This is a genomic window from Brevibacillus sp. JNUCC-41 (assembly GCF_014844095.1).
GTDB classification, from domain to species: Bacteria; Bacillota; Bacilli; order Bacillales; family DSM-1321; genus Peribacillus; species Peribacillus aracenensis.
Window position 1 is genome coordinate 1,421,200 of the sequence record NZ_CP062163.1, and the last position, 25,461, is coordinate 1,446,660.

22 protein-coding genes are annotated in these 25,461 nt (G+C 41.9%); 4 read left to right on the forward strand and 18 right to left on the reverse strand.

Going from position 1 to position 25,461, the window contains the following annotated elements; all coding sequences use genetic code 11:
- The first annotated feature begins 307 nt into the window (after nt 1–307).
- The gene (locus JNUCC41_RS07145) at nt 308–928 is read left to right on the forward strand and encodes an RraA family protein (protein WP_192207016.1); all 621 of its coding nucleotides are present in this window, start codon (nt 308–310) and stop codon (nt 926–928) included.
- Between the two features lie 60 nt (nt 929–988).
- On the opposite strand, the gene JNUCC41_RS07150 is transcribed toward JNUCC41_RS07145, so the two are convergent.
- From JNUCC41_RS07150 to JNUCC41_RS07170, 5 genes are all read right to left on the reverse strand, one after another.
- Nucleotides 989–2,962, reverse strand: coding sequence for a lipoteichoic acid synthase (locus tag JNUCC41_RS07150; protein ID WP_192207018.1), 1,974 nt, complete (start codon nt 2,960–2,962; stop codon nt 989–991).
- A 1,067-nt stretch (nt 2,963–4,029) separates the two neighbouring features.
- Nucleotides 4,030–4,974: a siderophore ABC transporter substrate-binding protein gene (locus JNUCC41_RS07155; protein ID WP_192208078.1), complete on the reverse strand. Its 945-nt coding sequence runs from the start codon at nt 4,972–4,974 to the stop codon at nt 4,030–4,032.
- Nucleotides 4,975–5,183: 209 nt separating this feature from the next.
- Nucleotides 5,184–5,942, reverse strand: coding sequence for an iron ABC transporter ATP-binding protein (locus tag JNUCC41_RS07160; RefSeq protein ID WP_192207020.1), 759 nt, complete (start codon nt 5,940–5,942; stop codon nt 5,184–5,186).
- A complete protein-coding gene (locus JNUCC41_RS07165; RefSeq protein ID WP_192207021.1) occupies nt 5,936–6,883 on the reverse strand; it encodes an iron chelate uptake ABC transporter family permease subunit in 948 nt (315 codons plus the stop codon). The genes JNUCC41_RS07160 and JNUCC41_RS07165 overlap by 7 nt, the downstream gene beginning before the upstream one ends.
- Complete coding sequence (locus tag JNUCC41_RS07170) at nt 6,876–7,826, reverse strand: ABC transporter permease (RefSeq protein ID WP_192207023.1); 951 nt, start codon at nt 7,824–7,826, stop codon at nt 6,876–6,878. The genes JNUCC41_RS07165 and JNUCC41_RS07170 overlap by 8 nt, the downstream gene beginning before the upstream one ends.
- Nucleotides 7,827–8,091: 265 nt before the next feature.
- Between JNUCC41_RS07170 and JNUCC41_RS07175 the strand changes: the two genes are divergently transcribed.
- From JNUCC41_RS07175 to shc, 3 genes are all read left to right on the forward strand, one after another.
- Nucleotides 8,092–8,433: a DUF1450 domain-containing protein gene (locus JNUCC41_RS07175; RefSeq protein WP_192207025.1), complete on the forward strand. Its 342-nt coding sequence runs from the start codon at nt 8,092–8,094 to the stop codon at nt 8,431–8,433.
- A 219-nt stretch (nt 8,434–8,652) separates the two neighbouring features.
- Nucleotides 8,653–10,302, forward strand: coding sequence for a M14 family metallopeptidase (locus JNUCC41_RS07180; protein WP_192207027.1), 1,650 nt, complete (start codon nt 8,653–8,655; stop codon nt 10,300–10,302).
- A 169-nt stretch (nt 10,303–10,471) separates the two neighbouring features.
- Complete coding sequence (shc, locus tag JNUCC41_RS07185) at nt 10,472–12,367, forward strand: squalene--hopene cyclase (RefSeq protein WP_228467563.1); 1,896 nt, start codon at nt 10,472–10,474, stop codon at nt 12,365–12,367.
- Nucleotides 12,368–12,591: 224 nt separating this feature from the next.
- On the opposite strand, the gene JNUCC41_RS07190 is transcribed toward shc, so the two are convergent.
- The 13 genes from JNUCC41_RS07190 to JNUCC41_RS07250 form a co-directional block, all read right to left on the reverse strand.
- The gene (locus JNUCC41_RS07190) at nt 12,592–13,074 is read right to left on the reverse strand and encodes a tetratricopeptide repeat protein (RefSeq protein ID WP_192207031.1); all 483 of its coding nucleotides are present in this window, start codon (nt 13,072–13,074) and stop codon (nt 12,592–12,594) included.
- A gap of 264 nt (nt 13,075–13,338) precedes the next feature.
- On the reverse strand, nt 13,339–13,887 hold the full coding sequence (locus JNUCC41_RS07195; RefSeq protein ID WP_192207032.1) for a PepSY domain-containing protein: 549 nt from the start codon (nt 13,885–13,887) through the stop codon (nt 13,339–13,341).
- A gap of 65 nt (nt 13,888–13,952) precedes the next feature.
- Complete coding sequence (locus JNUCC41_RS07200; protein WP_192207034.1) at nt 13,953–15,308, reverse strand: sensor histidine kinase; 1,356 nt, start codon at nt 15,306–15,308, stop codon at nt 13,953–13,955.
- The gene (locus tag JNUCC41_RS07205) at nt 15,305–16,000 is read right to left on the reverse strand and encodes a response regulator transcription factor (RefSeq protein ID WP_192207036.1); all 696 of its coding nucleotides are present in this window, start codon (nt 15,998–16,000) and stop codon (nt 15,305–15,307) included. Before JNUCC41_RS07205 ends, JNUCC41_RS07200 begins: the two co-directional genes overlap by 4 nt.
- A gap of 137 nt (nt 16,001–16,137) precedes the next feature.
- Nucleotides 16,138–16,659, reverse strand: a complete 522-nt coding sequence (msrA, locus tag JNUCC41_RS07210) for a peptide-methionine (S)-S-oxide reductase MsrA (RefSeq protein ID WP_192207038.1) — start codon at nt 16,657–16,659, stop codon at nt 16,138–16,140.
- A 119-nt stretch (nt 16,660–16,778) separates the two neighbouring features.
- Nucleotides 16,779–17,387 carry a response regulator transcription factor gene (locus tag JNUCC41_RS07215; protein ID WP_076368214.1) on the reverse strand — a complete coding sequence of 203 codons (609 nt, stop codon included), beginning with the start codon at nt 17,385–17,387 and terminating at the stop codon, nt 16,779–16,781.
- A gap of 12 nt (nt 17,388–17,399) precedes the next feature.
- Entirely contained in the window at nt 17,400–18,521 is a 1,122-nt protein-coding gene (locus tag JNUCC41_RS07220) for a sensor histidine kinase (protein WP_192207039.1), read from the reverse strand.
- Nucleotides 18,522–18,782: 261 nt separating this feature from the next.
- On the reverse strand, nt 18,783–19,487 hold the full coding sequence (locus JNUCC41_RS07225; protein WP_192207041.1) for a response regulator: 705 nt from the start codon (nt 19,485–19,487) through the stop codon (nt 18,783–18,785).
- A gap of 2 nt (nt 19,488–19,489) precedes the next feature.
- Nucleotides 19,490–21,079 carry an ATP-binding protein gene (locus JNUCC41_RS07230; RefSeq protein WP_192207043.1) on the reverse strand — a complete coding sequence of 530 codons (1,590 nt, stop codon included), beginning with the start codon at nt 21,077–21,079 and terminating at the stop codon, nt 19,490–19,492.
- Between the two features lie 79 nt (nt 21,080–21,158).
- Nucleotides 21,159–22,685: a tripartite tricarboxylate transporter permease gene (locus JNUCC41_RS07235; RefSeq protein ID WP_192207045.1), complete on the reverse strand. Its 1,527-nt coding sequence runs from the start codon at nt 22,683–22,685 to the stop codon at nt 21,159–21,161.
- A gap of 18 nt (nt 22,686–22,703) precedes the next feature.
- Nucleotides 22,704–23,159, reverse strand: a complete 456-nt coding sequence (locus JNUCC41_RS07240) for a tripartite tricarboxylate transporter TctB family protein (RefSeq protein ID WP_192207047.1) — start codon at nt 23,157–23,159, stop codon at nt 22,704–22,706.
- Between the two features lie 57 nt (nt 23,160–23,216).
- Nucleotides 23,217–24,239 (reverse strand): Bug family tripartite tricarboxylate transporter substrate binding protein, encoded by a 1,023-nt coding sequence (locus JNUCC41_RS07245; protein WP_192207049.1) that lies wholly within the window; start codon nt 24,237–24,239, stop codon nt 23,217–23,219.
- Between the two features lie 159 nt (nt 24,240–24,398).
- The gene (locus JNUCC41_RS07250; protein WP_192208079.1) at nt 24,399–25,325 is read right to left on the reverse strand and encodes an AEC family transporter; all 927 of its coding nucleotides are present in this window, start codon (nt 25,323–25,325) and stop codon (nt 24,399–24,401) included.
- Nucleotides 25,326–25,461 lie beyond the last annotated feature (136 nt).

Here is a 25,461-nt window from a genome sequence, read left to right on the forward strand (position 1 = left end):
CTGCTTCTATTCATACTATCATATGGAAGTATATACAGTGGAAAACACTATTTCCGCTCTTCTGAAATTACGGCATTGAATTGAAAATCTGCACACTTAAATTTCAAACTCTTCATAATGATGGACTATTAAGTTTAATCAATCGATTGATTAAAAAGGAACCCCCTTGCGACATCAGCACTTCCCTCCCACTTATCTATTGAATACACTACATTCACCATTTTATCAAATGGAAAACTATTAGAAAATTAGAAAATTTGTGTATAATTAGGTTATATTCATTAACTCTTAAGGAGGAATCATAGTCATGGATACTCTCATTCAACAGTTCAGGAATTTGCCCACCACGGCGATTTCCGATGCAATGGAAGGGCTGAGCAATCTGGAATCAGCGATTAAACCCTTAAAGGAAGAATTTCATATGGCCGGACGAGCTTTGACTGTACAGATGCCCGTTGGTGATAATTCAGCCGTGTTAAAAGCGATCGGCGAAGCCAAGCCTGGGGATATAATAGTCGTTGACAGCAAAGGTGATACATACCGGGCTATAGCAGGAGACTTCGTAGTCGGCATGATGCAGACCATGGGAATTGGCGGCCTCGTAGTAGATGGAGTCATTCGCGATCTTGAAGCCATTAAAGAGTTGAATTTTCCTGTTTTCAGCAAAGGGACGACGGTTGCCTCAAGTGGCAAGGCAGGTATAGGCGAAATCAATATCCCCATTTCCTGTGGGGGTGTCACCGTATTTCCAGGGGACCTTGTCATAGGGGACATAGATGGAGTCGTGGTCGTGCCACAAGCCATGGGTGAAGAAATCCTTACCAAAGCAAAGGATAAAATCATGAAAGATGAACAGCGTGCTGAAAAATATGCAGGGAAGCCTGATGAAATAAGAAAGTATATTGCCATGATGACCAATAAAGCATGACCAGACGCATAAAAGAACAGGCAGGAAGCGATGGCTTCCTGCCTGTTCTTTTCATTAGCCTTATTTCTCGGTCTTGTCATCTTCCTTTGAACCTTCTTCATCATATGTGTAATCATAATCAGTAGGGTCTATCGGTTTGAAATCATTTGGAGTATAGAAACGGAGTAAGTCACCGTTCACTACTTGGTCGGATAAATTGAGCATCGTTTCAGCTCTCTTTTTATAATTGAGGATATCATCATTTTCCTCGACCAATTCCCCTGTTTTAGTATCGTAGTATTTACCTTTAATGGAAGTGACATCAGGTGTAACAAAATCACCATTCCTGAAAGGTACCACTTCATTATGATCTTTTGACAATAAATCTGAACCGAATTGTACATAATCTTTAGATTCGATTCCTAACAGATGCAATAAAGTCGGGAGAAGGTCGATCTGTCCTCCGTATTGGTGCATTTCCCCACCTTCAACACCCGGAACATGAATCAATAATGGTACACGTTGCAATTGGGCATTCTCAAATGCGCCAACATCCTTGCCAAGCACTTTTGACATGGCTTCTTTATGGTTTTCGGAAATACCATAGTGATCACCATACATGACGATTACCGAGTTATCATAAAGACCGGATTCCTTCAGATAATCGAAAAACTCTTTAAGCGCCTCATCGGCATAGCGTGCAGTCTGGAAGTAATTATCTACGGAAGCATCGCCTGTCGTATGCTTACCGATTGTTGCTTTTTCCTGGTCCATAGAATATGGGAAATGATGAGATACCGTTATGAATTTTGTATAGAAAGGCTGTTTAAGCGTTTCTAACATTGGAATCGATTCCTTGAAGAAAGGCTTATCCATTAATCCATAACTTAGTACTTCCTCTTTATTTTCCATATTATAATGGTTTGCATCGAAGAACTGATTAAAACCAAGAGACTTATACATATTATCCCGGTTCCAGAAAGATTTGTAATTACCATGGAACACAGCCGATGTGTACCCTTGTTGTCCTAAAATCGCTGGTGCTGCTTGATACGTATTTTGGGAACGGTTTGTGAATGCTGCCCCCTGTGGTAAACCGAACAGGGAATTTTCAAGCATGAATTCGGCATCCGCTGTTTTACCTTGGCCCACTTGATGGAAGAAATTATCAAAGCGCATGAAATCCGACTTATCATGTGCAAGTGAGTTCAAGAATGGAGTTACTTCCTCCCCATTCAACTTATAATCGATCAGGAAATTCTGCATCGATTCCAAATGCAGGTAGATAACATTCTTCCCTTTGGCTGCACCAAAATATTTAGGGTTCGGTTCAGCGCTAGTTGCCTTCGTATAGTTGACGACTTCTGCGATATCCGTGCTGTTTGCAGTCGCACGCTGAGCGTATGTTTTAGTATTCTGAACGGCATCATAAACCGTATAGTTGAACATGCCCAAATATTTGACGATATAATTCCGGTCGAATGTTCTTGATAATAATTGCGGGCGATCCTTTTCAGCAAGTCCCAAATTGATTGCGAAAATTGCAAGTCCCGCTAGGTAAACCAATCCAACTGTACGGCGTTTGACTTTGAAGTCTTCCACTTTAAAGTCTTTGAATCTGTACAACACGATCAAAAGAACCGTATCAAGGAAATAAAATACATCATGGGGCTTAAATAATTCTAAAATACTCGGCCCCAAATCCCCGGCATTATTTTGCACTTGCGTCAAGGTTGGCAATGTAATGAAATCGGTAAATGAACGGTAGTATACGATATTGCAGAATAGCCATAAGGACATCAATAAGTTCAACCTGATGATCCATTTAAACGATTTTTTGCCTCTAGCCAATAGTGCCAAGCCAAAGAATAAAATGGCTGAACTAATTGGGTTTATGAACAGTAAGAACTGTTGCAGGCCATTTTCAATACCTAAGTTAAATTCAACTCGATATCCAATATAAGTTTTTATCCAAAACAAGACTACCGCAATAAAGAAAAAGCCTAGTATGTTATCTGCAAATAAATGCCGGCTTTTTTTTAGAAAATTATTCATGCTTTCACCTCTATTAATCTAGTGGTTTATTTATATAAATTTTTACAAACTTACAAAAGACGGAAAATCGGAAACCCTATAATAGCATTCTTTCACTTGGATAGTCAAGATTGTGATAACCACCTTTTGTCACATCCATAACTCTTCTATCCAGAACGCTTCTTTAGCTTATGAACAAGCCTTTGAAAAAATAACAGAGCTTCGCCCGTCCCGAATGTTCAGCGCACCTATAACAAATATATAGGAACTCCATGTCTTAATCCAATAAATATCACCGTAACTTTTTGTGAAGAATGCGGATGACAGTCGCTAATTAGTTTCACGTCCTTCAGGCTTTTACCATTATAAACGACTCTTTATAAAAAAACCAGTACATTACAAAATATGTAAAGATATAAAGCTTCAATTGTTTAAAGCCATGGATAGATCCAGGATTTCTTTCCCGATGATTCGACAGTTAAAAATGGATGGCCGGTTTCATGGACGCATCTCTCCTCCGCACTTTTGATATCCCATCCAAAATCCACTCCTTCAAAAGTTTGACTAGCTTATTATTGGGTCCTGCCCCCCCCTTTGAATCCCATAAAACAACAAATTAGTTTCGCGTAATATCGACATCATTCCCCTTCGGGAAATTTAATTAGCTTTTTCAAATAATTTTTCCTGAAAGTGATGATCATATTGTGTTTATATTTTTACTTTCCAGGATAATTTATCATCCATAAAAGATTCAATTTACCAAATTTCGCTTAAATTACAATTTTAAAATCCCTCCTGGAAACGGAAAGGCTGCAAATGACATTATAATAGGAAGAAACCGAATTTTCCCATATCGGCTGAAGGGCCATTTTCTTTCGATAGCAGCCATATGACCATAGCTGAGCGGTAACAGGCTGAATTATAGCCCTTGTCTTTTCCATTCCCCTTAAGGGTGGTTGTGGCGGCTTATAAGCCTACCTGTTTGCAGGAAATCTTTTCGTCCCTTTGTTAGTATATTTGTTTCATCCAGCTTTATTATAAAAAATAAAAATCCTGTCCTCGATCGAGGGCAGGATTCCTTATTCCTATTACTTGATGCCTTCAGAAATTTCTTTAACCATAGCGTCAACAGATTCTAAACCGCCGCCTGATAGGTACCAGTAGTTAGGGTCTAGATAAATGATGTTACCTTCTTTAAATGCTTTTGTATTTTTCACAATGTCATTTTCAATAGTTTCTTTTGCTGCAGCTCCATCACCGGCAACCGCATCCCTATCCACAACGAATAGGTAGTCAGGATTCTTTTCAGCGATGTATTCGAAAGAAATACTTTGACCATGTGTCGATACTTCCAATTTGTCATCTACTGCAGGCACTCCGAATACATCATGGATGATACCAAATCTTGAATCCGGTCCGTAAGCACTTACTTTTCCACCGCTTGAAAGAACGATTAAACCAGTTTTGTCAGTTGGGGCTTTTTCTTTCAAAGCATTAATGTTTTCTTCAACACTTGCCAATTCTTTAGCTGCTTCGTCTTTTTTATCGAAGATTTTACCTAAAAGTGTTACGTTTTCTTCAAAGGATTCCATATACTTTGTTGTATCCACACCCACAAAAACAGTAGGAGCAATTTTGCTTAATTCTTCATATGCTTCAGATTGACGGCCAGAAATAAGGATTAAGTCAGGAGCAATTTCGTTGATTTTTTCGAAGTCAGGCTCTTTTAATCCGCCGGCATTTTCAGTTGTACTTTCATATTTAGAAAGGTATTCTGGAAGGCCATCATGAGGAACAGCTGCTACGTCCACACCCAGTTTATCAAGAGTATCAAGAGTACCCATATCGAATACAACGACTTTTTCAGGGTTTGTTTTCACTTTCGTTTCGCCTAGTTGGTGCTTAACCGTGATTTCTTCGCTTTTAGCACTTTCTTTTTTCGCACTTGATTCTTCTTTTTCCTTATCTGATCCACAAGCTACAGCCACTACAGCCAGCATTGCAATCAAAAGCAGTAAGGATAATTTCTTAATCATTATGGTCACCTCAAAAAATTTTTTTATTTAAAATTACATGTTGAATCCTCACCTTCACAGAGTTCACCTTCATCACTTTCCCTGCCATATGAACAGGAGGCGGCTAAAGTCTTGGGCGCCCGCCAACTTAACTGCCTAAGAAGTGTATGAGGTGATTCCGGGAAGGCTGCGAATACTGAAGTAATTTAAAACCAAATGGCATGGTCTTACGTGAAGTACACACAGATCTTATTGTCATTGATGCTTTGGATTTCAATATCCATATCATAGATTTCCTTTAATACCTTGGAATTGATGACTTGCTCGGTAGGTCCATTATGAACAACCTTGCCATCCTTCAATGCAACAATATAGTCGGAATAGCAGGATGCAAAATTAATGTCATGAATGACGATGATGACCGTTTTCCCTAATTCATCTGCCAATCTCCTCAATACTTTCATGATTTGGACCGAATGCTTCATATCAAGATTGTTCAGAGGTTCATCAAGTAGTACATACTCCGTGTCCTGAGCAATAACCATGGCAATGAAGGCCCGCTGTTGCTGCCCGCCGCTAAGCTGGTCAAGAAACTTATCCTGCATGTCGGCAAGTTCCATATATTCAATCGCTTCATCGACGTGTTTCCAATCCTCTTTGGTCAGCTTTCCTTGTGAATAAGGAAAACGGCCAAAGGCGACAAGTTCGCGAATCGTTAAACGAAGATTGATGTGGTTAGCCTGCTTTAAGATGGCAATCTTTTTAGCAAGTTCATTGCTATTGAATTCCCCCATATCCTTACCATCGATCAGGACTTCTCCCGAATCCCGGGTAATGAGACGGCTGATCATCGAAAGGACTGTACTTTTCCCCGCTCCATTGGGACCGATGAAGGATGTGATTTTCCCTTTCACTATTTCAATGGAAACATCCTCGACAACCGTTTTACTATTATATTTTTTGAATAACTTTTTCACTTCTACCATGATTTATTCTCCTTTAATAGAAGATAGATGAAATAGACACCGCCGACAAAGTTGATGATGACACTTAGAGTGGTGGAGAACGTAAAGATCCTCTCCACAATGAATTGGCCGCCGACCAAGGCAATCACACTGATCAGCATGGCACCCGGGATGATATGTTTATGCTGATAGGACTTAATGAATTGATAGGCCACATTTGCAACAAGTAATCCGAGGAACGTGATCGGACCGATCAGGGCAGTCGAAATGGAGATTAAAACAGTAACGACGATTAAAACCCGCTTGGTGACAAAATCATAATCCACACCCAAGTTTATGGCTTGGTCCCTCCCGAGGGACATGACATCTAAATATTTCAAAAATCTCATGAAATATATCATTGCCGCTATCATGAGGATAATAGCTAACGTTAACAGGTCCGTGTTGACATTATTGAAGCTGGCGAACATTTTATTTTGAATGATTTGAAACTCATTCGGGTCAATCAATACCTGCATGAATGAAGACATGCTGCCGAATAAGGTTCCGAAGATGATACCGATCAGCAATAGGAAGTAAATATTGCGGTTTTTCTTGAACATGAACTTGAACAGCAGGCTGGAAAAAATAAGCATGGCCGCAAGTGTAATCAGGAAATTGAGATTTTTATTCATGATCATGATATGCGTTGAACCGAAGATGAAAATCACTCCCGTTTGGATCAGCATATACATGGAGTCCAACCCTAAAATGCTCGGTGTCAGGATTTTATTATTCGTGACGGTCTGGAAAATCACCGTTGAAAAGGCTATTGCACAACCAACCACGATGATGGCGATGATTTTAATAACCCTTCTCGGCAGTGCATAATCCCAATTCGGGCCAAGGTCCCAAAAGATATAACCTGCCGTTAAAACTGCTGCAAGAACAGCCAATATAATGATCCTACTTTTATTATTCATATGCCTTTCTCCTCAGTATCAGATAGATAAATATGGCGCTTCCTATCACACCAACCACGAGTCCGATCGGGATTTCAAATGGATATATGAGGATCCTGCCCAGAATATCGCAGAACAATAGGAATACGGCCCCTAGCAATGCTGTATGAGAAAGACTCTTTTTCAAATTGTCACCAAGGTAAAGGGATACAATATTCGGTACGATCAATCCTATGAAAGGAATCGTTCCCACCGTTAACAAAACGACAGTGGAGGATAATGCCACGATGATCAACCCAAAATTGACTATAAACTTATAATTGATTCCTAGATTGATGGCAAACTCTTCACCCATCCCTGCCACAGTGAATTTATTGGCAAAGAAGTATGCGAGAATGACTAGAGGGATACTTACATATATAAGTTCGTACCTTCCCGACATGATCATCGAGAAATCTCCATTCATCCATGTGTTGAGGCTTTGAATCAAATCATATTTATAGGCAAAGAAAGTCGAGATGGATCCGACGATATTCCCAAACATCAAACCAACCAATGGAATGAAAATCGTATCCTTATATTTCACTTGATCAAGAATTTTCATGAACAAGAATGTACCTGCCAAAGCGAATATGAAAGCGAATGCCATTTTCTCAATAAGTGCTGCCGATGGAAAAATGATAATGGCAAGAAGAAGTCCAAGCCGTGCAGAATCCATGGTTCCGGCAGTCGTCGGGGATACAAATTTATTGCGGCTCAATTGCTGCATGATCAGACCGCTTATGCTCATCACGATACCGGCAATGACTATGGTCACCATTCTAGGGAAACGGCTTTGCAGCATGATTTGCACTTTATCATCACTTAAATCCAATAAATCCAGGGGAGTAATATCTTTTACACCAATGAATAATGACGTAAATGATAAAACAATTAACGCCATGACTAAATATCTTATCTTCATCTACATTTCCTACTCTTCCTATCTCATTTAATACAGCGATAATATTTTCAATTAAATATATTTGAATGAAGACTATCACAAAGTCACCTATTAAAATGGAAATCATGAAGTTGCAATAGTTACAAGGTCTTCCCAATCGTGATAATGAGATTCATTATCATTAACTCTTATTCTATCATTTCTCGGACATGTGTCAATATATACAAGGGAATTACTTTGATATTCTCACAATAGTCATATTGTAATGAATTTGGATGAACCAATCATGCATTTCGTTACAGGAAGTGATAAAATCAAAATAACAAATATTTACTCTTACAATGAAAGAAGCGATATGATGAAAAACTTGCTATCCAAAGTGTTCTCAAAAAAGGCGAAAATCCAGATTGAATTTTGCCAAAATAATCTTGACCGCTTCCTTAATGAAAAAACAGTTGCTGATTATGGTAAGTTCTTGGCGAATCCAATGATTCAATATAAGGAGTATGAATGTTTGAGTGAGTGTAAACTTTGTAAGAAAACCCCCTATGCGAAAGTGAACGGCCACGTAATGAATGGCAAAGATTCACAGGATCTTTTAAATAAGCTACATGATGAATTGAAATGATACGGGCCAAGCAAATTGCTTGATCCGTATCATTTTGACTTTCCACCTGTAATTATGCAGAATACAGGTGATGAACATCTATTAAAAGGAATTCCGAATCATGCCATGGAATCATTCATCTAGTCGTTACTTCCTGTTTTTCACTATTTCCTACGTTTTCACTGTATAAATAGCTTAATATATGATAATTTATGGAAAAAGATAGACAGGAGGACGTCCATGAAAAAAATCATTCCTACCATCGTATCAGCCGTAACACTAAGTCTTGTCACTGGTTTGCCTGGCCCCATAGCCGAAGCAGAAGAATTCACCCCTTATTATGGAAATGGTCCAAGCTACATTCAACCAGATAACCTCTCCCACCTTTTCCCTGAACCTAATGTGTCTTTTAACACCCCTGCCTTTAAACAAAACAAGATCGCCTTTACGAGCCAGGAAGAAATGTTGGATCATATCAAGTCCCTTTCCCATAAAAACAAGTACATCCAGATCAAGACGATAGGCAAATCCACAGAAGGACGCGACATCCCGTTGCTTCTTTTCAGTAAGGATTCAAAAAGACCGAATAAGGATTCCCATAAGCCATTGATTTGGATTCAAGGTCAGATCCATGGCAATGAACCCGCTTCAGGTGAATCAACATTAGTCCTTGCACAATGGCTGGCTGAAGGCAAGCTTGGAGATGTTCTCGATAAAGTGAATGTTGCCATCGTTCCACGCGTCAATCCTGATGGCTCTTATTATTTCAAACGATATACCGCAAATGACATGGATGCGAATAGGGACTACTTAAAAGTGGAATATCCAGAAGTACAGACGATTCATCAGTCAATCGATGATTATGAACCGGAAGTCATTCTGGATGTACATGAATATACAGTGAATCCCGCCCCCCTGAAAAAAGTGGGAGCAAAAGGATCGATCGCTTCCTATGATTTACTCATCTCCTCAGCCAAGAATTTAAATATTCCCAAACAGCTTCGAAAAGCTTCCGATGAACTGCTTTTACCTAATGTTTTTAAAGCATTGGAAAAAGAAAAGCTTTCGTACCACGATTACTATACACTGGCCACTTCTGATGATGGAGTCCTTACAGCCACGGAAGGAAGCACAGAAGCCCGGATTGGCCGAAACGCCCTCGGTTTGAAAAATACAATGACCTATTTAATTGAAACGAGGGGAATCAATATCGGCCGTACGGATTTTAAACGACGTGTTTTTGCTCAAGCTACTGCTCAGGCAGCCTTCATCAAAACGACAGCCGAACAGGCCGGTAAAGTTAAAAAGGCCGTTAAACAGGCCGAAACTGAAGTCGTCCAAAAAGGGCGAAAAGCAAATGATCATGATAAAATTGTCATCACAAGTGAAAATAAATTGGTTAAGGATCAAAAATTGACAGTAGTCGATTTAGCGACAGCTAAAATGGCCGATGCCTCCATCGATTGGCTGGATTCTACCGATGCCTACCCTACCCTTGTTAGGGATCGTCCTACAGCCTATATCCTTCCACCCGAATATAAAAATATCGCAAAGAAACTTCAGCTATTAGGAGTAGAAGTTAAACAATTAAAAAAACCTATGAAAATAGCTGTTGAAAGCTATAGTGTCAAGGATTTAAACGTTTCCGCTGAACTGGAAAGCGGACATTCCACAAGGGAAATCACGACCACCGTTACTTCAACAACCCGGGACTTCCCAAAAGGAAGCTATGTTTTCGACATGGCCCAGCCTGATGCCAACTTCATCCCCCTTGCCCTCGAACCTGAAGGCATTGACAGCTATGTGACATTCAATTTCATCCCGGCTGAAAAAGGAAAAGAACTGCCGATTTACCGCTATATGCAGCCGTCTTCCTTACCAATTAAATGATGCATAGTATCTAAATGACGCTTTGGCAGCTTTCATTGCCAATGCGTTTTTTAGTTTTCACCCTCCTTTATTCATGTGGGGCGATGCACCTGACATGATTTCTTGAATGCGACGACAAGTTTTGAATATACATATAAACGGAAAATGTGTTTTTAGAGGAGGAAAATCATTGAACCAACATGTACAATTGGAAATCAATCGCCTTGTTCATCGCCTGAAACAAGACCAATCCGCTGATGGTTCGTGGAATTATCCCTTTGACACCGGGATAACGGCAGATGCCTATATGATCATATTATTGAAAATTTTAGATATGGAAGATGCTGCTCTTATAGAGGCTTTAGTAAAAAGAATTGAAAGCAAGCAAACGGAAAACGGTTCATGGAAACTTTTCCAAGATGAGAAGGACGGCAATGTTACGGTTACGATCGAGGCTTATTATGGCCTTCTTTATAGCGGACTACGCAATAAGAACGATCCCCATATGAGGAAAGCCCAACAATTCATTCTTTCCAAGGGTGGCATCAAACAGGCCAAAATGTTAACGAAAATGATGCTTACTGTCACCGGACAATATCCATGGCCGCGCCTGTTCCCCATTCCTCTCGAAGTGGTCTTGCTTCCTCCCACCTTTTTCGTCAGCATTTATGATCTTTCCGTATATGGGCGGGTCAACATGATTCCATTGCTATTGCTAGGCCATAAAAAGTTTCAGATCAAAACCCCGGACACGCCAAGTTTAAAAGAATTATTTCAAACAAGGGAGGACCTTTCCGAAGAGCATGTGTGGGAAGAGTATCGTACCGAAGAATATCGTTCCTTCTTCTCCAAACTTCAAAATGGCGTCAAAACTTTGATTGGTTATCCCGATTATTTACATTCCCTAGCCTTGGATTCAACGAAAAGGTTCATGCTCGATAGGCTGGAACCAGACGGGACACTGTACAATTATTTCGGTTCAACCTTTTTCATGATCTTTGCCCTCCTCTCAATTGGATATTCAAAAAAGGATCCAGTGATTCTAAAGGCCATTGCCGGTCTGAAGGGGATGGCCTGCTCCATTGAGGGACACACACATATCCAGCTCACGACGCCCCAAGTTTGGAATACCTCCTTAATAAGCTACGCCCTTCAAGAAGCTGGCATACCTTCCAAAGACCCAACGGTCAAGGCCGCCAATCAGTACTTACTGTCACGCCAGCATTATATGTATGGCGATTGGCTGATCCATAATCCTAACGCGATTCCAGGCGGCTGGGGGTTCTCGGATTTCAATACCATGAATCCGGATGTCGATGATACGACCGCCTCACTGCGGGCGCTGGCTAAGCAACTTCAAGAAAAACCTGATAATCGGGACAGTTGGGAGCGCGGTGTCTCCTTCACGATATCCATGCAAAATGATGATGGCGGATTTCCAGCCTTCGAAAGGAATAACGATCATAAATGGTTGCATCTTCTTCCTATTGAGGGTTCGAAATATCTCCTGACTGACCCTTCTACCGCTGATTTGACAGGAAGAACGCTGGAATTCCTGGGGAACTATATAAATATGAAGAAGCCGGAAGAGGTCAGTAAAAGAGCGGTGGATTGGCTATTGGAAGACCAGAAGCGTGACGGCTCCTGGTATGGGCGCTGGGGCATCTGCTATCTATATGGCACATGGTCTGCACTGACCGGAATGAAGGCAGCAGGGCAGGCCACTGGACATCCATCCATCCAAAAAGCCTTAACTTGGTTGAAGAAAATTCAAAATGAAGATGGTGGCTGGGGTGAATCTTGTTACAGTGATATTAAGCAACGATACATCCCCCTCGGAGAAAGTACACTGACACATACAGCTTGGGCTGTGGATGCATTAATATCGGCATCCGATAAGCCGACAGCCGAAATGGAAAAAGGCATTGCCTATCTCATCCGTGCAGGTCAACAGGACAGCTGGACCAATGATTATCCTGCAGGCCAGGGAATGGCCAATTTTTTGTATATGCATTATCATAGCTATCGCTATATTTATCCCCTTTTAGCCTTAAGTCATTACAATAAAAAATACCTGAAGACTTAATTCCAGTTTTTTTATCATATAAAGGTGAATATGTGGATTACCTGTGGAAAAGTAGTGAATAACACCGGAGAGTTATCCACAATCCGAGGTTATCCACATTCATTTATCCGTAAATGTGCTAAAAGCAAGAAATTTTCCGTCATATTTGTTGATTAGTTCATTTCAGATATGTAAGAATGACTTGTTTTATCCAGGCTTTGTGGATAGTTTGGGGATGATCACTATTATGCGAAAACTTTATCCAGTTTATCACTATAAAATTCTATGGCCTTAGCATAAGATTGTATGTCTCGATCCTTAGAGGTTTCGGCAATTATCTTCAATAAAGACTCCATTGCAAGATCGTGTTGGCCCAAATTATAAAAAGCCATGGCCCTGAATACCAATAAAGCCTTATGCTCAGGAAACTTCGCCAGCCCCGATTCCAATGTCTGTTTTGATTTTTCATATTCCCCTATGGTGCGATATGTGCTTCCCAATCCTAGGTAGGCCCCTTTTGCATCCTCATCCGGCAAACCTAATTTAAGTGCCTCTTCATAATAGGGCACCGCCTTTACCTCAAGTCCGAGAATATCCAAACTCCAGGCACACTGATACTGTATGACTGCATCGCCGGGATTTTGCTTTGCCAGATCCATCAATAATCGATTGGATTTTTTGAACTCTTTCTTTCCTCGTAATGACAGTGCCATTTCCAAATTCCCCATTTATATTCCTCCATTGTATAAGATTCCTTATTACCCCTATTCTCGATTCCTTTTTTAACTCCTTCATGACCTCGAATATTTTCAGAGGTCATCAGCTATACGGTGGTTTCTCCCCCCATCCGCCTCTTCATCTAAGGAAGGTTTCTTCTTCTCCCCTAATTTCGCTTGAGAACCGTAATGGCATAAAAAAAGGATCTGCCATTCGGCAAATCCTTTCATGCACTTTTAGTTCATGATCATTCATAAATCACAGATTACCCTCGATTAATCATCCAATTGGTTTTTCAATACTTTTCCCGTAGTGGCATCCACCACTACATCATATTCCTTTTGTCCTTGTTTTATTTCCAGCTCGTACACAAGGGTGCCATTCTCCGAATCAAGCTCCATGTCCGTTACTTGACCATCCACCGCTTCCAAGGCAATCTTTTCGGCTTGATCACTGCTGATTTTTACAGTTTCCGCCGCTTGTTGTGTGCTCAGATCGTCATCGTCACCGTCTTCCATTTCCTGAGAAAGTATCTCTCCTTTTTCAGCATCAACGTCAACTTCTTGATAGCCTTCTTTCGTTTTAACGGTCATCTCATAGGTCATCGGCTGGTCCCAATCCTTTTCAAATTGAGTAACTTCCCCGCCTAGTTTTTCTGAAATCATTTTGACAGCCTCATCCTCGGATAGGTTACCCTTATTGACTGCATATACCGCCGTTCCAGCAGCACCGCCGAAAAGTAAAACGGAAAGCATGGACACCGTCATGATCACCTTTTTCCTTTGAATGATACCTTCTTTAATCGTACTCCACTGTTTTTTCATGAATGAATTCCTCCTTTAAGTTGTTACCTTAATAATAAGCATCCTTCATGAAATGAACATGAGCGTTAGATTAGAATTTGATGAGAAAGAGTAATCGTCACCAACGTTCCCTTTCCCACTTCGCTTTGGATCTCCAATTTACCGTCGAATGACTCGACAAGCGACCGGGCGATGGATAGCCCGAGTCCATTACCTCCCGTTTTCCTTGCCCTCGATGAATCCACGCGATAAAAACGTTCAAACACATGTGGGAGATGTTCTGGTGATATCCCTGCGCCGCGATCTTTCACACCGATGATAATTTCATCGGCCTGCCGTTTTATCATGACCTGTATACTTGAGTCACTGTATTTCATAGCATTGTCCAATAGGATGACAATCGCCTGTTCAAGTTTACTGGAAATGGTCATTGCATATATTTCTTTAAACTCTGATTCTATCGTTATTTCACGATTCCCCGTCCTTCTGAATGTTTGGGCAATCCCTTCACAAAACGAGATAAGTTCTATTTTCCCTTCCACATCTGCTGAAGGTTCCGTTTGGGAGGCAGACTGCAGAAGATGTTCCGTCAGCTTTTTCATCCGGACGGCTTCATGATGGATTGCCTCCACCGCCTCTTCCTGAATCGCCTCATCCTTCATTCCCCAGCGTTTCAATAGGGAAGAGTAGCTTTCTATGACCGTAATCGGTGTTTTCAATTCATGTGAAGCATCTGAAAGGAATTGCTGCTGTTGGTCATAATTCCGCTCCAGCCTTTCCATCATCCTGTTGAATGCCACTCCCATCACCTGCAGCTCATCCTTTGATTGGTCCGATAGCGGTATCCGTTTGAATTCCCCGCTTTTCTCAATATCCTTCATCGTTCCGCTCATGATCGATATCGGTTTGAGGATCAGGTTGGCCAGCCACTTACCTGCAAGAATGGATAAAAGAATGACAAAAAGCGATGCACCGCCTAAAACGAGGGCAAGCACCGATAAATTATCAAGGAGGGTATCTTGCGGCTGTGTGACCTCGATCACCCCTAGCTTCTTCCCTTCATCAGGATAAGGATAACGATAGGTCATGACATATTCCCCGTCAGCTTTGGTAAAATCATAACCTTTCTCGTTAATGGCTTTAACCGCAAGCCCCTCAAGGTCCTCTTCATCGGTAAATGATTTTATCAACCTTCCATCAGTATCGAATATCCGCACCATTCCATCGTCAGGGATATATGGCTCCATTAAAGCGGGATCACCGGAAATCAAATCTTTCGCCAAGATATTTTCTTCAATTAATGAGGCTTGATCTTCAAGCAGATCCCGTTCCCTCTCTACTGATATCCAAAGGAAGGCGATTAAAACGATGATACTTAACAATATAAGCATGACACTTAAAAAAAGACTGGAATACGTTTGGATTTTCGTCCGGATCTTCATACTGGCTCCTTCAAGCTGTAACCTACACCGCGGTAAGTATGTATGAGCTGCAGATCAAAGGGATAATCTATTTTTTTGCGTAAATAACGGATATACACATCGACCACATTCGTATCCCCTGCAAAATCATATCCCCATACATGTGTCAGGATTTGCTCTCTAGAAAGTACTTGATTTTTATTTTGCAAAAGATAAACCAGCAAATCGAACTCGCGGGAAGTCAGCTCTATCCTTTTGCCTTGCCTGTGAATGTCCCTTGTACCAAGGTTCAACTTCAGATCATGTATCTTTAGTTCATCCAATTCCACTTCTGGTTGGCGTTCCCGTACATTGGTACGGAAACAAGCACGGATCCGTGCGAGCAGCTCTTCGATTTCAAACGGTTTCGTTACATAATCATTTGCACCATGGTCAAGGCCATTCACCTTGTCTGGCACAGCATCCCTTGCGGTTAGAAGGATGACCGGTGTTGTTCCATTCTTCTTCCGGTAACGCCTAAGTACTTCTATGCCATTCAGCTCGGGCAGCATCACATCCAATAAGATTAAATCCCACTCCTCGGCTTCTGCCCTTTCCAGACCCGCCTTTCCAGTAAATGCCGATTCTGTTTGATAACCCTCATGGTCAAGTTCCAGCTGGAGAACCCTCGCAATTTTTTCTTCATCTTCTATAATTAAAATTCTTTTATTCATGATCATCACCACCTACCCCTTAGTGTACTGAAGAAATATGAAAATATCATGAGAAATTGAACCCTTCGACTTATAATTTTTTCTCCTTTAAAAAAGGTCAAAAAAAGAACCAGGTGTGAAAACACACCCGATCCATTTCATTCACCGTTCCAATGCTGGTCAATGAATTCATCTCGGCCCGATTTCGCACGGTCCGCTTTATAGTCATCTTTGTTTTTTTTATGATAGCCTTGATGGTATTCTTCGGCAGGATAAAAGGGTTGGGCCGGAAGGATTTCCGTTACGATGGGTTTCTGGAACTTCCCGCTGGCTGCTACCTTTTCTTTCGATTCAAGAGCCAGTTTCTCTTGAGCTTCATCATGATAGAAGATGGCCGTCCGATATTGGCTTCCCCTGTCATGGAATTGACCGCCATCGTCGGTAGGATCAATTTGCTGCCAATATAGTTCCAGCAATCTTTCATAAGGAAATAACTGAGGATCGAAAGTGATTTCCACGACTTCATAATGTCCCGTAGTGCCCGTTTTCAATTCCTCGTAAGTCGGGTTTTCAATATGCCCTCCCGAATAACCGGATACGATTCCCCCAATCCCCGGTAGTTCTTCAAATGGTGTCACCATGCACCAAAAACAGCCTCCGGCAAATGTAGCCTTTTGCATAATGGCCAGCCCCTTTCCTGTATGTAATAAAAATTAATATACCATATTCCAATCCTGACACTGAGCTTTTTTGATTTGAGAAGCCGCCATTAAATGCGCCAAAACTGATTTACCTTTGATCAATCTTTTGACCAGCCCTTTTCCTTGAATCTTACAATCGCTTCAACACGGTTGCTTACATCCAATTTATCAAGGATGACCGATATATAATTACGAACCGTTCCATTAGTCAAATAAAGCTGGCTTGCGATTTCTTTTGTTGTCTTACCATCCGCGATCAATTTGAGCACTTGGCACTCCCGTTCAGTCAAAGGGTTTTCTTCTTCGAAAGCCATATCCACCAGCTCAGGGGCATAAACGCGCCTCCCATCCATGATGACACGGATCGAATTTGCCAGCTCATCACTTGGGCTATCCTTCAGCAGATATCCACCTACTTCTGCCTTTCTGGCTCTTTCAAAATATCCAGGACGTGCAAAAGTGGTCAAAATGATGACTTTGCATTGATGGCCCTGATCCTTGATCTCCTCGGCTACATCGAGCCCGGTTTTAACTGGCATTTCAATATCGGTTATGCAGATATCCGGCTTTAATTGATTGACGAGATTCATTGCTTCTTCCCCATTGCTCGCTTTTCCTACAACTTCCATGTCACTTTCCAAATCAAGGATGGAACCTAGCGCGCCAAGCAGCATCCGCTGATCTTCGGCAATTACGATTCGAATCAATGTCAATCTCTCCTATCCATTATTTTTTATCGCATTCGGAACCCTTATATAAAGTGTCGTTCCATCTGTCGTTTGAATATCCAGGCTGCCATTAACGAATTCGAGCCTTTCTTTCATTCCATGAAGCCCATTTCCTTTAAAAAACTCTGATCTATGTGAAAGCCCCACTCCATTATCCTGTACTGTGATCGTTACCCCTGTTTGTAATTCTTCAATGACGATATGACAGCAGTCGGCTCCGCTATGTTTGACGATATTGGTCACAGCTTCTTTCAAGCACATGCTTAAAACCGTTTCAACAAGCAGTGGGGTATCTTTCAATTCAGTGGTGCCTTCCAAATTGAATTCTATCCCTGCCGCTTTCAATATTTGCTTGACCCGGATGATTTCATCGCTAAGCTTGGCCCCACGCATTTCCGACACCATTTCACGGACTTCCTTGAGTGCCGTCCTCGCCGTTTGACGGATATCCTTGATTTCCTTCTTGGCCGACTCCGGATTCAAATCGATCAATTTCCCTGCAAGGTCACTTTTCAAGCCAATCAAAGACAGCTTTTGTCCAAGTGTATCATGTAAGTCACGGGCAATCCGCTGGCGTTCTTCCATTTTGCCAAGCTCTGATATTCTTTTATGTGCGTCCTCCAATTGTTCTTCCAGCCTGCCCCGTTTATTTCGATTATATGTGTTGAACGGGAGCAGGATCACGCCTACCACACAAATGAGCATAAAGGGAAATTGCGAAAAGAATGTAGGGTCCTTCATGATGAATCCAATATTGACAGACACGATGGTAGCCAATAGCTGGATCGAATATAATACGAAAAAACCAACCTTATTCTGAACATTCCCAATAAAGAATGCTAAAAAAAGCGAAAAGTAAATATAGCTGAAAAATATGGTCATGGATATGGATATGACTATTTGTATCGCCGTCCATACGTATACGGGCCATCCCTTCGAAACGAATGAGAGACCATATGATATGAAAAACAAAATGATCATGACGATTCCAAAGACTATCTCCAACATCGAAGAGGATTTGAAGATGAAATAAAAAGGAAGGATACAAAAAATGATCCAGACATAAGGGCTCAGCCCTGTGTTTTTCGGAAAGATATGATACCAACTTTGCATGGCGCCGCCTCTATTTCTTTTTATCCTAGTATATACTAAGGAGTTTCATCAAAAAACCATCCAATGGGAATTGGATGGTTTTTTTGATGAACAGTTTATTGAAACCTGGACGTTCATTATTGATTTTGTTTTCTTTAAAACGACAGGCGTCTTGTTTTTGCCATTAAGCCTTCCGTAACATTTTGGTACACCCGGACTAAGATTGTACGTGGTGAAAACCATCATATAGCCAAAAAAAGATCAGCCGCCTGGCGAACCCATTTATAACTTGATGGCATATACCCGTTCAGGACGTCCTACCGTACCATATGTTAAATCGGCATCAATTTTTTCCTCTGACATCAAGTGCTCCAGATAACGCCTTGCCGTTGTCCTGCTCACCCCGATTTCCTTTGCCACTATTTCGGCCGTTAAGCCAGGGGAGGATTTCCCCAACACAGCCATCACCTTCTCCAAAGTCATCCGATCGATCCCTTTTGGCAGCGAAGACTGTTCCCTCTCATTTTCTTTCACTTCTTTTCGCAAAAGCTTATCAACCTGTTGCTGTGTTACTGGAAAATTGCCCTTTTCCAATTCTGACAGCTTAATGTGATACTCTTGATATCTGTGTAAAGACTGCTTGAAACGTTCAAATGCGACAGGCTTGATAATATAATCAAATATGCCGATTTTGATGGCTTCCTGGACTTTTTCTATTTCTTTAGCCGCCGTTATCATAATGACATCCATTTGTTTGCTTTGCTGCTTGATTTCTTTCAGGATATCGAGCCCATTCATATCCGGAAAATACATGTCGAGCAGCAATAGATCCGGCTGCATGATTTCAATGAAGCTTTTAGCTTCGTCATAGCTTGAGGCGATCCCTATCGTTTGAAAACCCTCAAGCTTTTCGATGAATAGCTTTTGTATCTCGGCAATCCGCAGGTCATCTTCTACGATTAAAACTTCTATATCGCGATTGGCCATCGTCAAATCACCTCTCTGTTTTTTGGCAGTGCTACAGTAAAAATCGTATATTCCCCTTCTTTTGTCGAAAAAGTGATATACCCCCCTAATCCATCTATCGCTTCCTGAACAAGTCTCAACCCTATACCTGAATTGGTTTGATGGCTTTTCGTCGTAAAACCGTTCTGGAAAATCAGTTCGGTAACATCTGAATTCATCCCTTTTCCATTATCTTCAACCTCTATGATCAACTCTTTACCCAAGTCCGTGACGAACAACGATACCCTTTTTTCCTCCCTATCGTTTTCCCGTACAGCTTCAAAGGCATTATTGATGAGGTTGCCGATGATCGTCACCAATAAATCCCTATCTATTTCGGACGGAATATCTTTAAAACTGCTCTCTCTATCAATTGTAAAATCAATTTTCAGCTCGCTCGCCAAACTCACCTTCCCTAAGATGAACCCAGCAATAATCGGATCAGGTATTTCCTTCATTAGAAAGTGAATGAAGCCTTGGGTGACATCGACTTCCTTCGATATGAAATCCATCGCTTCTTTATATGAACCAAGTTGAATCAGGCCTAGCAAAGTATAGAGCCGATTCGAATATTCATGTGTCTGGGCCCTCAGTCCTTCTGCATATGCCTTTACATGTGACAGTTCCTGAAGGAGATTGGATAGTTCCGATTTATTTCTTAAACTTGCAACGGCACCGATGATTTCACCCTGTCGATTCATAATGGGAATCCGGCTTGCCAAAAAAACTTCACCGTCAATCATGAATTCCTGATCATACTCGGCCCGTGCCGTGCTGACTACATCCAGCAAATGTGTATGCGTTATGACTTCTTCGATTTTTTGCCCGCGAAGCATGACGTCTTTAGGGATATGAAGGATTTTATGCGCCGTTTCATTGACGACCGTGATTTTCCCATGAACATCAATGGCAATGATGCCCTCATGAATGGATTCCAAAATGGCATGCTTCTCTTGGAACATCCAGGCAATCTCTTTCGGCTCCAGACCCAATATCGCCTTTTTTATATTGAATGAAATGAAAAAGGCGATCAATAAACCGCCGATTAATATAAAAGAGATGATCCAGACGATCTTTCTTTGTATACTGGACACTTCTTTTTCAATATCATCCTGAAGGTAGCCAACCGAGACGACTCCAATGACTTTTCCATTTGCGATTATTGGGGATTTCCCCCTTATGGAAGGACCCAATGTCCCAGTGGACTCCGTGATGATGGATTTCCCATCCCACACCTCGCCGTTATCTCCCCCTACCATTTTCTTCCCGATCATGTCGGGATTTGGATGGGACAGTCGTGTTTCATTCTTATCGCCGATTACTATGAATTCCGCATCGATTTGCCTGCGAACCATTTCCGCGATGGGCTGGATGATTACAGAGGGATTATCCGTTCGAAAAGCTTGTTTAATTTCAGGCAGCAAAGAAATGGTCTGGGCAACCGACAATGCTTTTTCCCCTGTTTCCTGCTTCAGGTTATTTTCCAGGATATTTATAAAAATAACTTCAAAGATTCCACCCATTAAGATGATTAACGTACAGATGCCCAGCATCAACTTGGTGTGTAAACGCATTCAATCACCTCTACTTACATCATATAAAAAAAAACCCCTTTAAAAAAGGAGTTTTTTCACAACATTCAGAAAATGTGCGTTAACCTTCAATATTGATGACAACATCCTTCCCTCTCTTTTTAAGCAAAACCGGAATGAGCAGCCATAATGCCGTTATGATCAGGAATGTCAGGGAAAGCGGCCTGGTAAAAAACAAACTGTAATCCCCATCGGATATCGTCAGGGCCCTGCGCATATTATTTTCTATCATCGGTCCTAAAACCAGCCCTAATACCAATGGAGCGATTGGATAATCATTTTTACTTAAGAAATATCCCAAGACCCCGCACCCTAATAATAGCAATAAATCATAAGTCGATACTTGTACCGCATAAACGCCAAAAATGGAAATCGCGATAATGAGCGGAATCAAATATTTCTTTGGCGTTTCAATGATTTTCGCAAAAACCTTAACGAGCGGGAGATTAAGGATCAGCAGCATCAGATTCCCGATGAACATACTGGCGATAAGCCCCCAAGCTACCTGAGGATGGTCCTCGAATAATAATGGACCTGGCTGAACATTGTACATCATGAGCGCGCCCATTAAAATCGCTGTTGTACCGGAACCCGGAATTCCCAGCGTCAATAATGGAATCATCGCTCCGCCAGATGCCGCATTATTGGCCGTTTCAGGTCCAGCCACCCCAGCTATCGCGCCTGTACCAAATCTCCAGGGTTTTTTTGAAATCCTTTTTTCCATAAGATATGAGAAGAACGAAGCAAGAGTAGCCCCTGCACCCGGCAGGATTCCTACAAAGAAACCCAAGAGCGATCCCCGGGCAATGGGACCCGCAGATTCCTTGAATTCTTCTCTGGAAGGAAGCAAATTACTAATCTTCGCGATATCCCCGTCATCCTCTTCTTTTTCTAAGATTGTCTTGAATACTTCTCCAAGGGCGAATAGCCCCACTGCGATCGTCAAGAATTCGATTCCTTGATATAGCCAGGGAATGTCGAATGTAAAACGGGCGATCCCGGATACATTATCGATGCCTATCGTCCCGATCAGCAAGCCGCAAACAGTCATAATTAACGCCTTTGTTACGGATTTTCCCGCGAGGCCGCTGACGGCCGCCAACCCTAGAAGCATGAGCGAAAAATATTCCGCCGGACCGAATTTAATGGCAATCGTCGATAATGGTTGTGCCAAGGCAATCATGGCGATAAGGGTGACTATCCCTCCGACGAAGGAACCGATTGCCGAAATGGATAAGGCACTCCCGGCCCTTCCCTTCTTCGCCATTTGATAGCCATCCAATGTGGTGACGACAGAAGAGGATTCGCCAGGTGTATTCAATAGGATTGAAGTTGTCGACCCTCCATACATCGCTCCATAATAAACACCTGCAAGTAAAATGATGGCGCTTGTTGCCGCTTGCTCTGGTGGAAGTCCCCCTGTAATCGAAGCGGTTACCGGAATCAAAAGAGCCACTCCGCTCATCGGCCCGATCCCCGGCAAAACGCCGACAGCCGTACCGATCAATACTCCGACAAATGCAAAAAGGATGTTATACCAAGTTAGTGCCGTTTCAAAACCATGCAATAAATAATCAAAAGTGCCCACTTCACATCCCCCTTCCTTTTATGAAAACCAGATTGGCCAACCCGGCAGTGTCCCCTTTAAAACATTCACGAATAAATAATAGATGATTCCGGAAAATCCTGCGGAAATGATGAGCGATGTCATCCACTTATTCCGTTCCATCGTTTGAAAGCAAACAAACAAAAAGAGGAAGGTCGTAATGACATATCCTATCGTTTCCAATGTCAAAATATAAATCAGGGTGGAGAGCAGAATGATGATAAAGGGTTTATATTCCAGCTTTCCCTTACCCGATTCCTGCACCTTGCCCCGAAATGCCTCATAGAACAGGCGAATACTTAAAACAGCGAGAACGAGTCCCAATACAAAAGGGAAAATATCCGGTCCTACCGAACTTCCATAAGAAGAACTGGCCAGTTTCCTGCTTCCTATCATGAACAGCACCCCGACAGCCAGAAAGGCTACAGATGCAAAGCGATCAAATTTCACGTCCATCCTAATCCCTCCATTTCAGAAAACAAGAAGAAGGTGAAAGCACCTCCTTCTCCCCGATTATTTTTCCATGCCTAAAGCTTCTAATAATTGCTGCACCTGTTTTTCCTGTTCTTCTAAAAACTTGCTGAATTCTTCACTATTTTTATATTCTTGTTCCCATCCTTGAACTTCCACTTCCTTCTTCCATTCAGAAGTTTCAACTAGCTTTGCAATGGTTCCTTCCCAAAAGGTTTTCGCTTCATCAGACATATTCTGAGGTCCAAAAACCCCTCTCCAAATCGTGAATTCAGCATCAACACCCTGTTCCTTTGCCGTTGGTATGTCTTTAAGATCGCCACCCAAACGTTCAGTCGAGGTTACGGCCAACACTCTAATCTTCCCTGCTTTTAAAAATTCCCTGACACTGGATGCATCCGTTCCGATCACATCCGCATTACCGCCAAGCAAGGCCGTAATCGCTTCCCCGCCACCGTCATACGACACGTATTTAAGTTCTGTTGGATTCAAGCCATATTCATAGGCTGGAAGAATGGAAATCAAATGATCCATGGATCCCGGAGCCGATCCTCCTGCAAACGTCAGCTTACGCGGATCTTTCTTCACCGCTTCCAGCACTGATTTCAAATCCTTGAATTCGGAATCCGCCTTTACCACTATCGCCCCATAATCCTTTGTCAGCTGCGCCAAAGGGGTCGTATTTTTATACCCATATGGACTGTTGCCTTCTTTTTTAAGGTTATTGATGATGACAGGCGGTGAATTCACGAACAGCATGTCATTATTATCCGCTTGTTGTGTTGCATAATCCGCCATGAATACAGCGCCCCCGCCACCGGGTTTGTTTTCGACGGTCAATGGCTGGTTCACCAGTTTGGTCTCACTCAAGACTTTTGTAAATGAACGGGCGGTTAAATCCCATCCCCCGCCTGCGCCCGATGGAGCAACGACCGTTATGGATTTTTTCGGATAGCCTGTACTTTCTTTCTTTTCTCCGGATGTATCCGAACTGCTGCATGCACCTAAACTTAAAGCTAACGAACCTGCCAAAATGACCGCTGAAATCTTTTTACGTGAAAACATAATAATCCTCCTTTTGAAAGCGTTTTCTTGATTCTACAAAAATATCTTCCTTTTCTTTGATTATTAACCTAAGATGCATAAATTCCATAACCTCTATATTGTTCATAAAGTTTTATCGGGAGCCATGGGAAAAAGGCCCGCCCATTAAGAGCAGCCCTGCTAGAATAGTATTTTTGATAGATAGACGACCATCGTTACCGTTATACTGCTGAATAAAGTCGACATCAAGACTGCTTGTGCCGCATACTCCGGATGGTTGTCATATTCCAAAGCGAATAATGCGCTGTTTCTCGATGTTGGAAATGAACTTGCGATAAATAATCCCTGAGCGACAGTCCCTTCCAAGCCCAGCAGGAGGATGATAAGGAATGCGATGGACGGCGAGAGTATTAACCGGCCAATCAAGCTAAGGATAAGCGGAAGCGGGAATTGCGTCATTTTCAAATAGGCACTCTGTGCACCCAATGTGATCAAGGCAATGGCTATGAAAGCACTCGCGATATTTTCAATCGGGGTCCATAAGAACAACGGAATGTCGAAAGAAGCGGAATGTAATAGAAGACCGAGTAATAAAGCATAAATGACGGGGTTCTTCAAGAACTCGCGAATGGCGCCCTTCGCACTTTTTGTATGGACGGAAACGGAATTCATCAATCCATAGGTATAGGTCAACAGGTTTTGAAAAATGATCACGATGACTTGGATCGACAGGCCAAGGGGATTCCCATTAAAAACCATCTGGCTTACGGGTAACCCGAAATTGGCTGAATTATTCAGGACTACACTATTTTTAAACGTGGCAGAAAGACTTTGATCAAACCTGGCAAGTTTGGCAATCACTGTACTTACGATGATGAGGCTTACTGCTTGAAGGGCAAGGAAGCTGAATATCTGGACGATCATCCCCCCGCCCATTTTACTTTGATAGATATTGACAAAGCTAATGGCCGGCATGAGCAGGAAGTGATTCAATTTAGACAGCGTATTCATATCCAACTTGAATTTACGATGCAGGATGGCCCCAGCCCCTATTAGGAAAAAGACCGGCACAATGACATTCAGTACGATCAGAAACAGGACACTCATTTGACTTCCTCTCCATTCCTTAGGCAAATTCATGATGATTTACATCTCCCTTCTATCATAATCCTGGGATAACCATAGTTAAAATACCAATAAATTATCGTTATCCATTCATAAAAGGAATGACAAAAAAGCACAG

Bases quoted from the DNA above. Each gene is read 5' to 3' on its own strand.
- JNUCC41_RS07145 (WP_192207016.1), top strand. From the start codon at position 308: ATGGATACTCTCATTCAACAGTTCAGGAATTTGCCCACCACGGCGATT.
- JNUCC41_RS07150 (WP_192207018.1), bottom strand. From the start codon at position 2,962: ATGAATAATTTTCTAAAAAAAAGCCGGCATTTATTTGCAGATAACATA.
- JNUCC41_RS07160 (WP_192207020.1), bottom strand. From the start codon at position 5,942: ATGGTAGAAGTGAAAAAGTTATTCAAAAAATATAATAGTAAAACGGTT.
- JNUCC41_RS07165 (WP_192207021.1), bottom strand. From the start codon at position 6,883: ATGAATAATAAAAGTAGGATCATTATATTGGCTGTTCTTGCAGCAGTT.
- JNUCC41_RS07170 (WP_192207023.1), bottom strand. From the start codon at position 7,826: ATGAAGATAAGATATTTAGTCATGGCGTTAATTGTTTTATCATTTACG.
- JNUCC41_RS07175 (WP_192207025.1), top strand. From the start codon at position 8,092: ATGCATTTCGTTACAGGAAGTGATAAAATCAAAATAACAAATATTTAC.
- JNUCC41_RS07180 (WP_192207027.1), top strand. From the start codon at position 8,653: ATGAAAAAAATCATTCCTACCATCGTATCAGCCGTAACACTAAGTCTT.
- JNUCC41_RS07190 (WP_192207031.1), bottom strand. From the start codon at position 13,074: ATGGGGAATTTGGAAATGGCACTGTCATTACGAGGAAAGAAAGAGTTC.
- JNUCC41_RS07195 (WP_192207032.1), bottom strand. From the start codon at position 13,887: ATGAAAAAACAGTGGAGTACGATTAAAGAAGGTATCATTCAAAGGAAA.
- JNUCC41_RS07200 (WP_192207034.1), bottom strand. From the start codon at position 15,308: ATGAAGATCCGGACGAAAATCCAAACGTATTCCAGTCTTTTTTTAAGT.
- JNUCC41_RS07205 (WP_192207036.1), bottom strand. From the start codon at position 16,000: ATGAATAAAAGAATTTTAATTATAGAAGATGAAGAAAAAATTGCGAGG.
- msrA (WP_192207038.1), bottom strand. From the start codon at position 16,659: ATGCAAAAGGCTACATTTGCCGGAGGCTGTTTTTGGTGCATGGTGACA.
- JNUCC41_RS07220 (WP_192207039.1), bottom strand. From the start codon at position 18,521: ATGCAAAGTTGGTATCATATCTTTCCGAAAAACACAGGGCTGAGCCCT.
- JNUCC41_RS07225 (WP_192207041.1), bottom strand. From the start codon at position 19,487: ATGGCCAATCGCGATATAGAAGTTTTAATCGTAGAAGATGACCTGCGG.
- JNUCC41_RS07230 (WP_192207043.1), bottom strand. From the start codon at position 21,079: ATGCGTTTACACACCAAGTTGATGCTGGGCATCTGTACGTTAATCATC.
- JNUCC41_RS07240 (WP_192207047.1), bottom strand. From the start codon at position 23,159: ATGGACGTGAAATTTGATCGCTTTGCATCTGTAGCCTTTCTGGCTGTC.
- JNUCC41_RS07245 (WP_192207049.1), bottom strand. From the start codon at position 24,239: ATGTTTTCACGTAAAAAGATTTCAGCGGTCATTTTGGCAGGTTCGTTA.
- JNUCC41_RS07250 (WP_192208079.1), bottom strand. From the start codon at position 25,325: ATGAGTGTCCTGTTTCTGATCGTACTGAATGTCATTGTGCCGGTCTTT.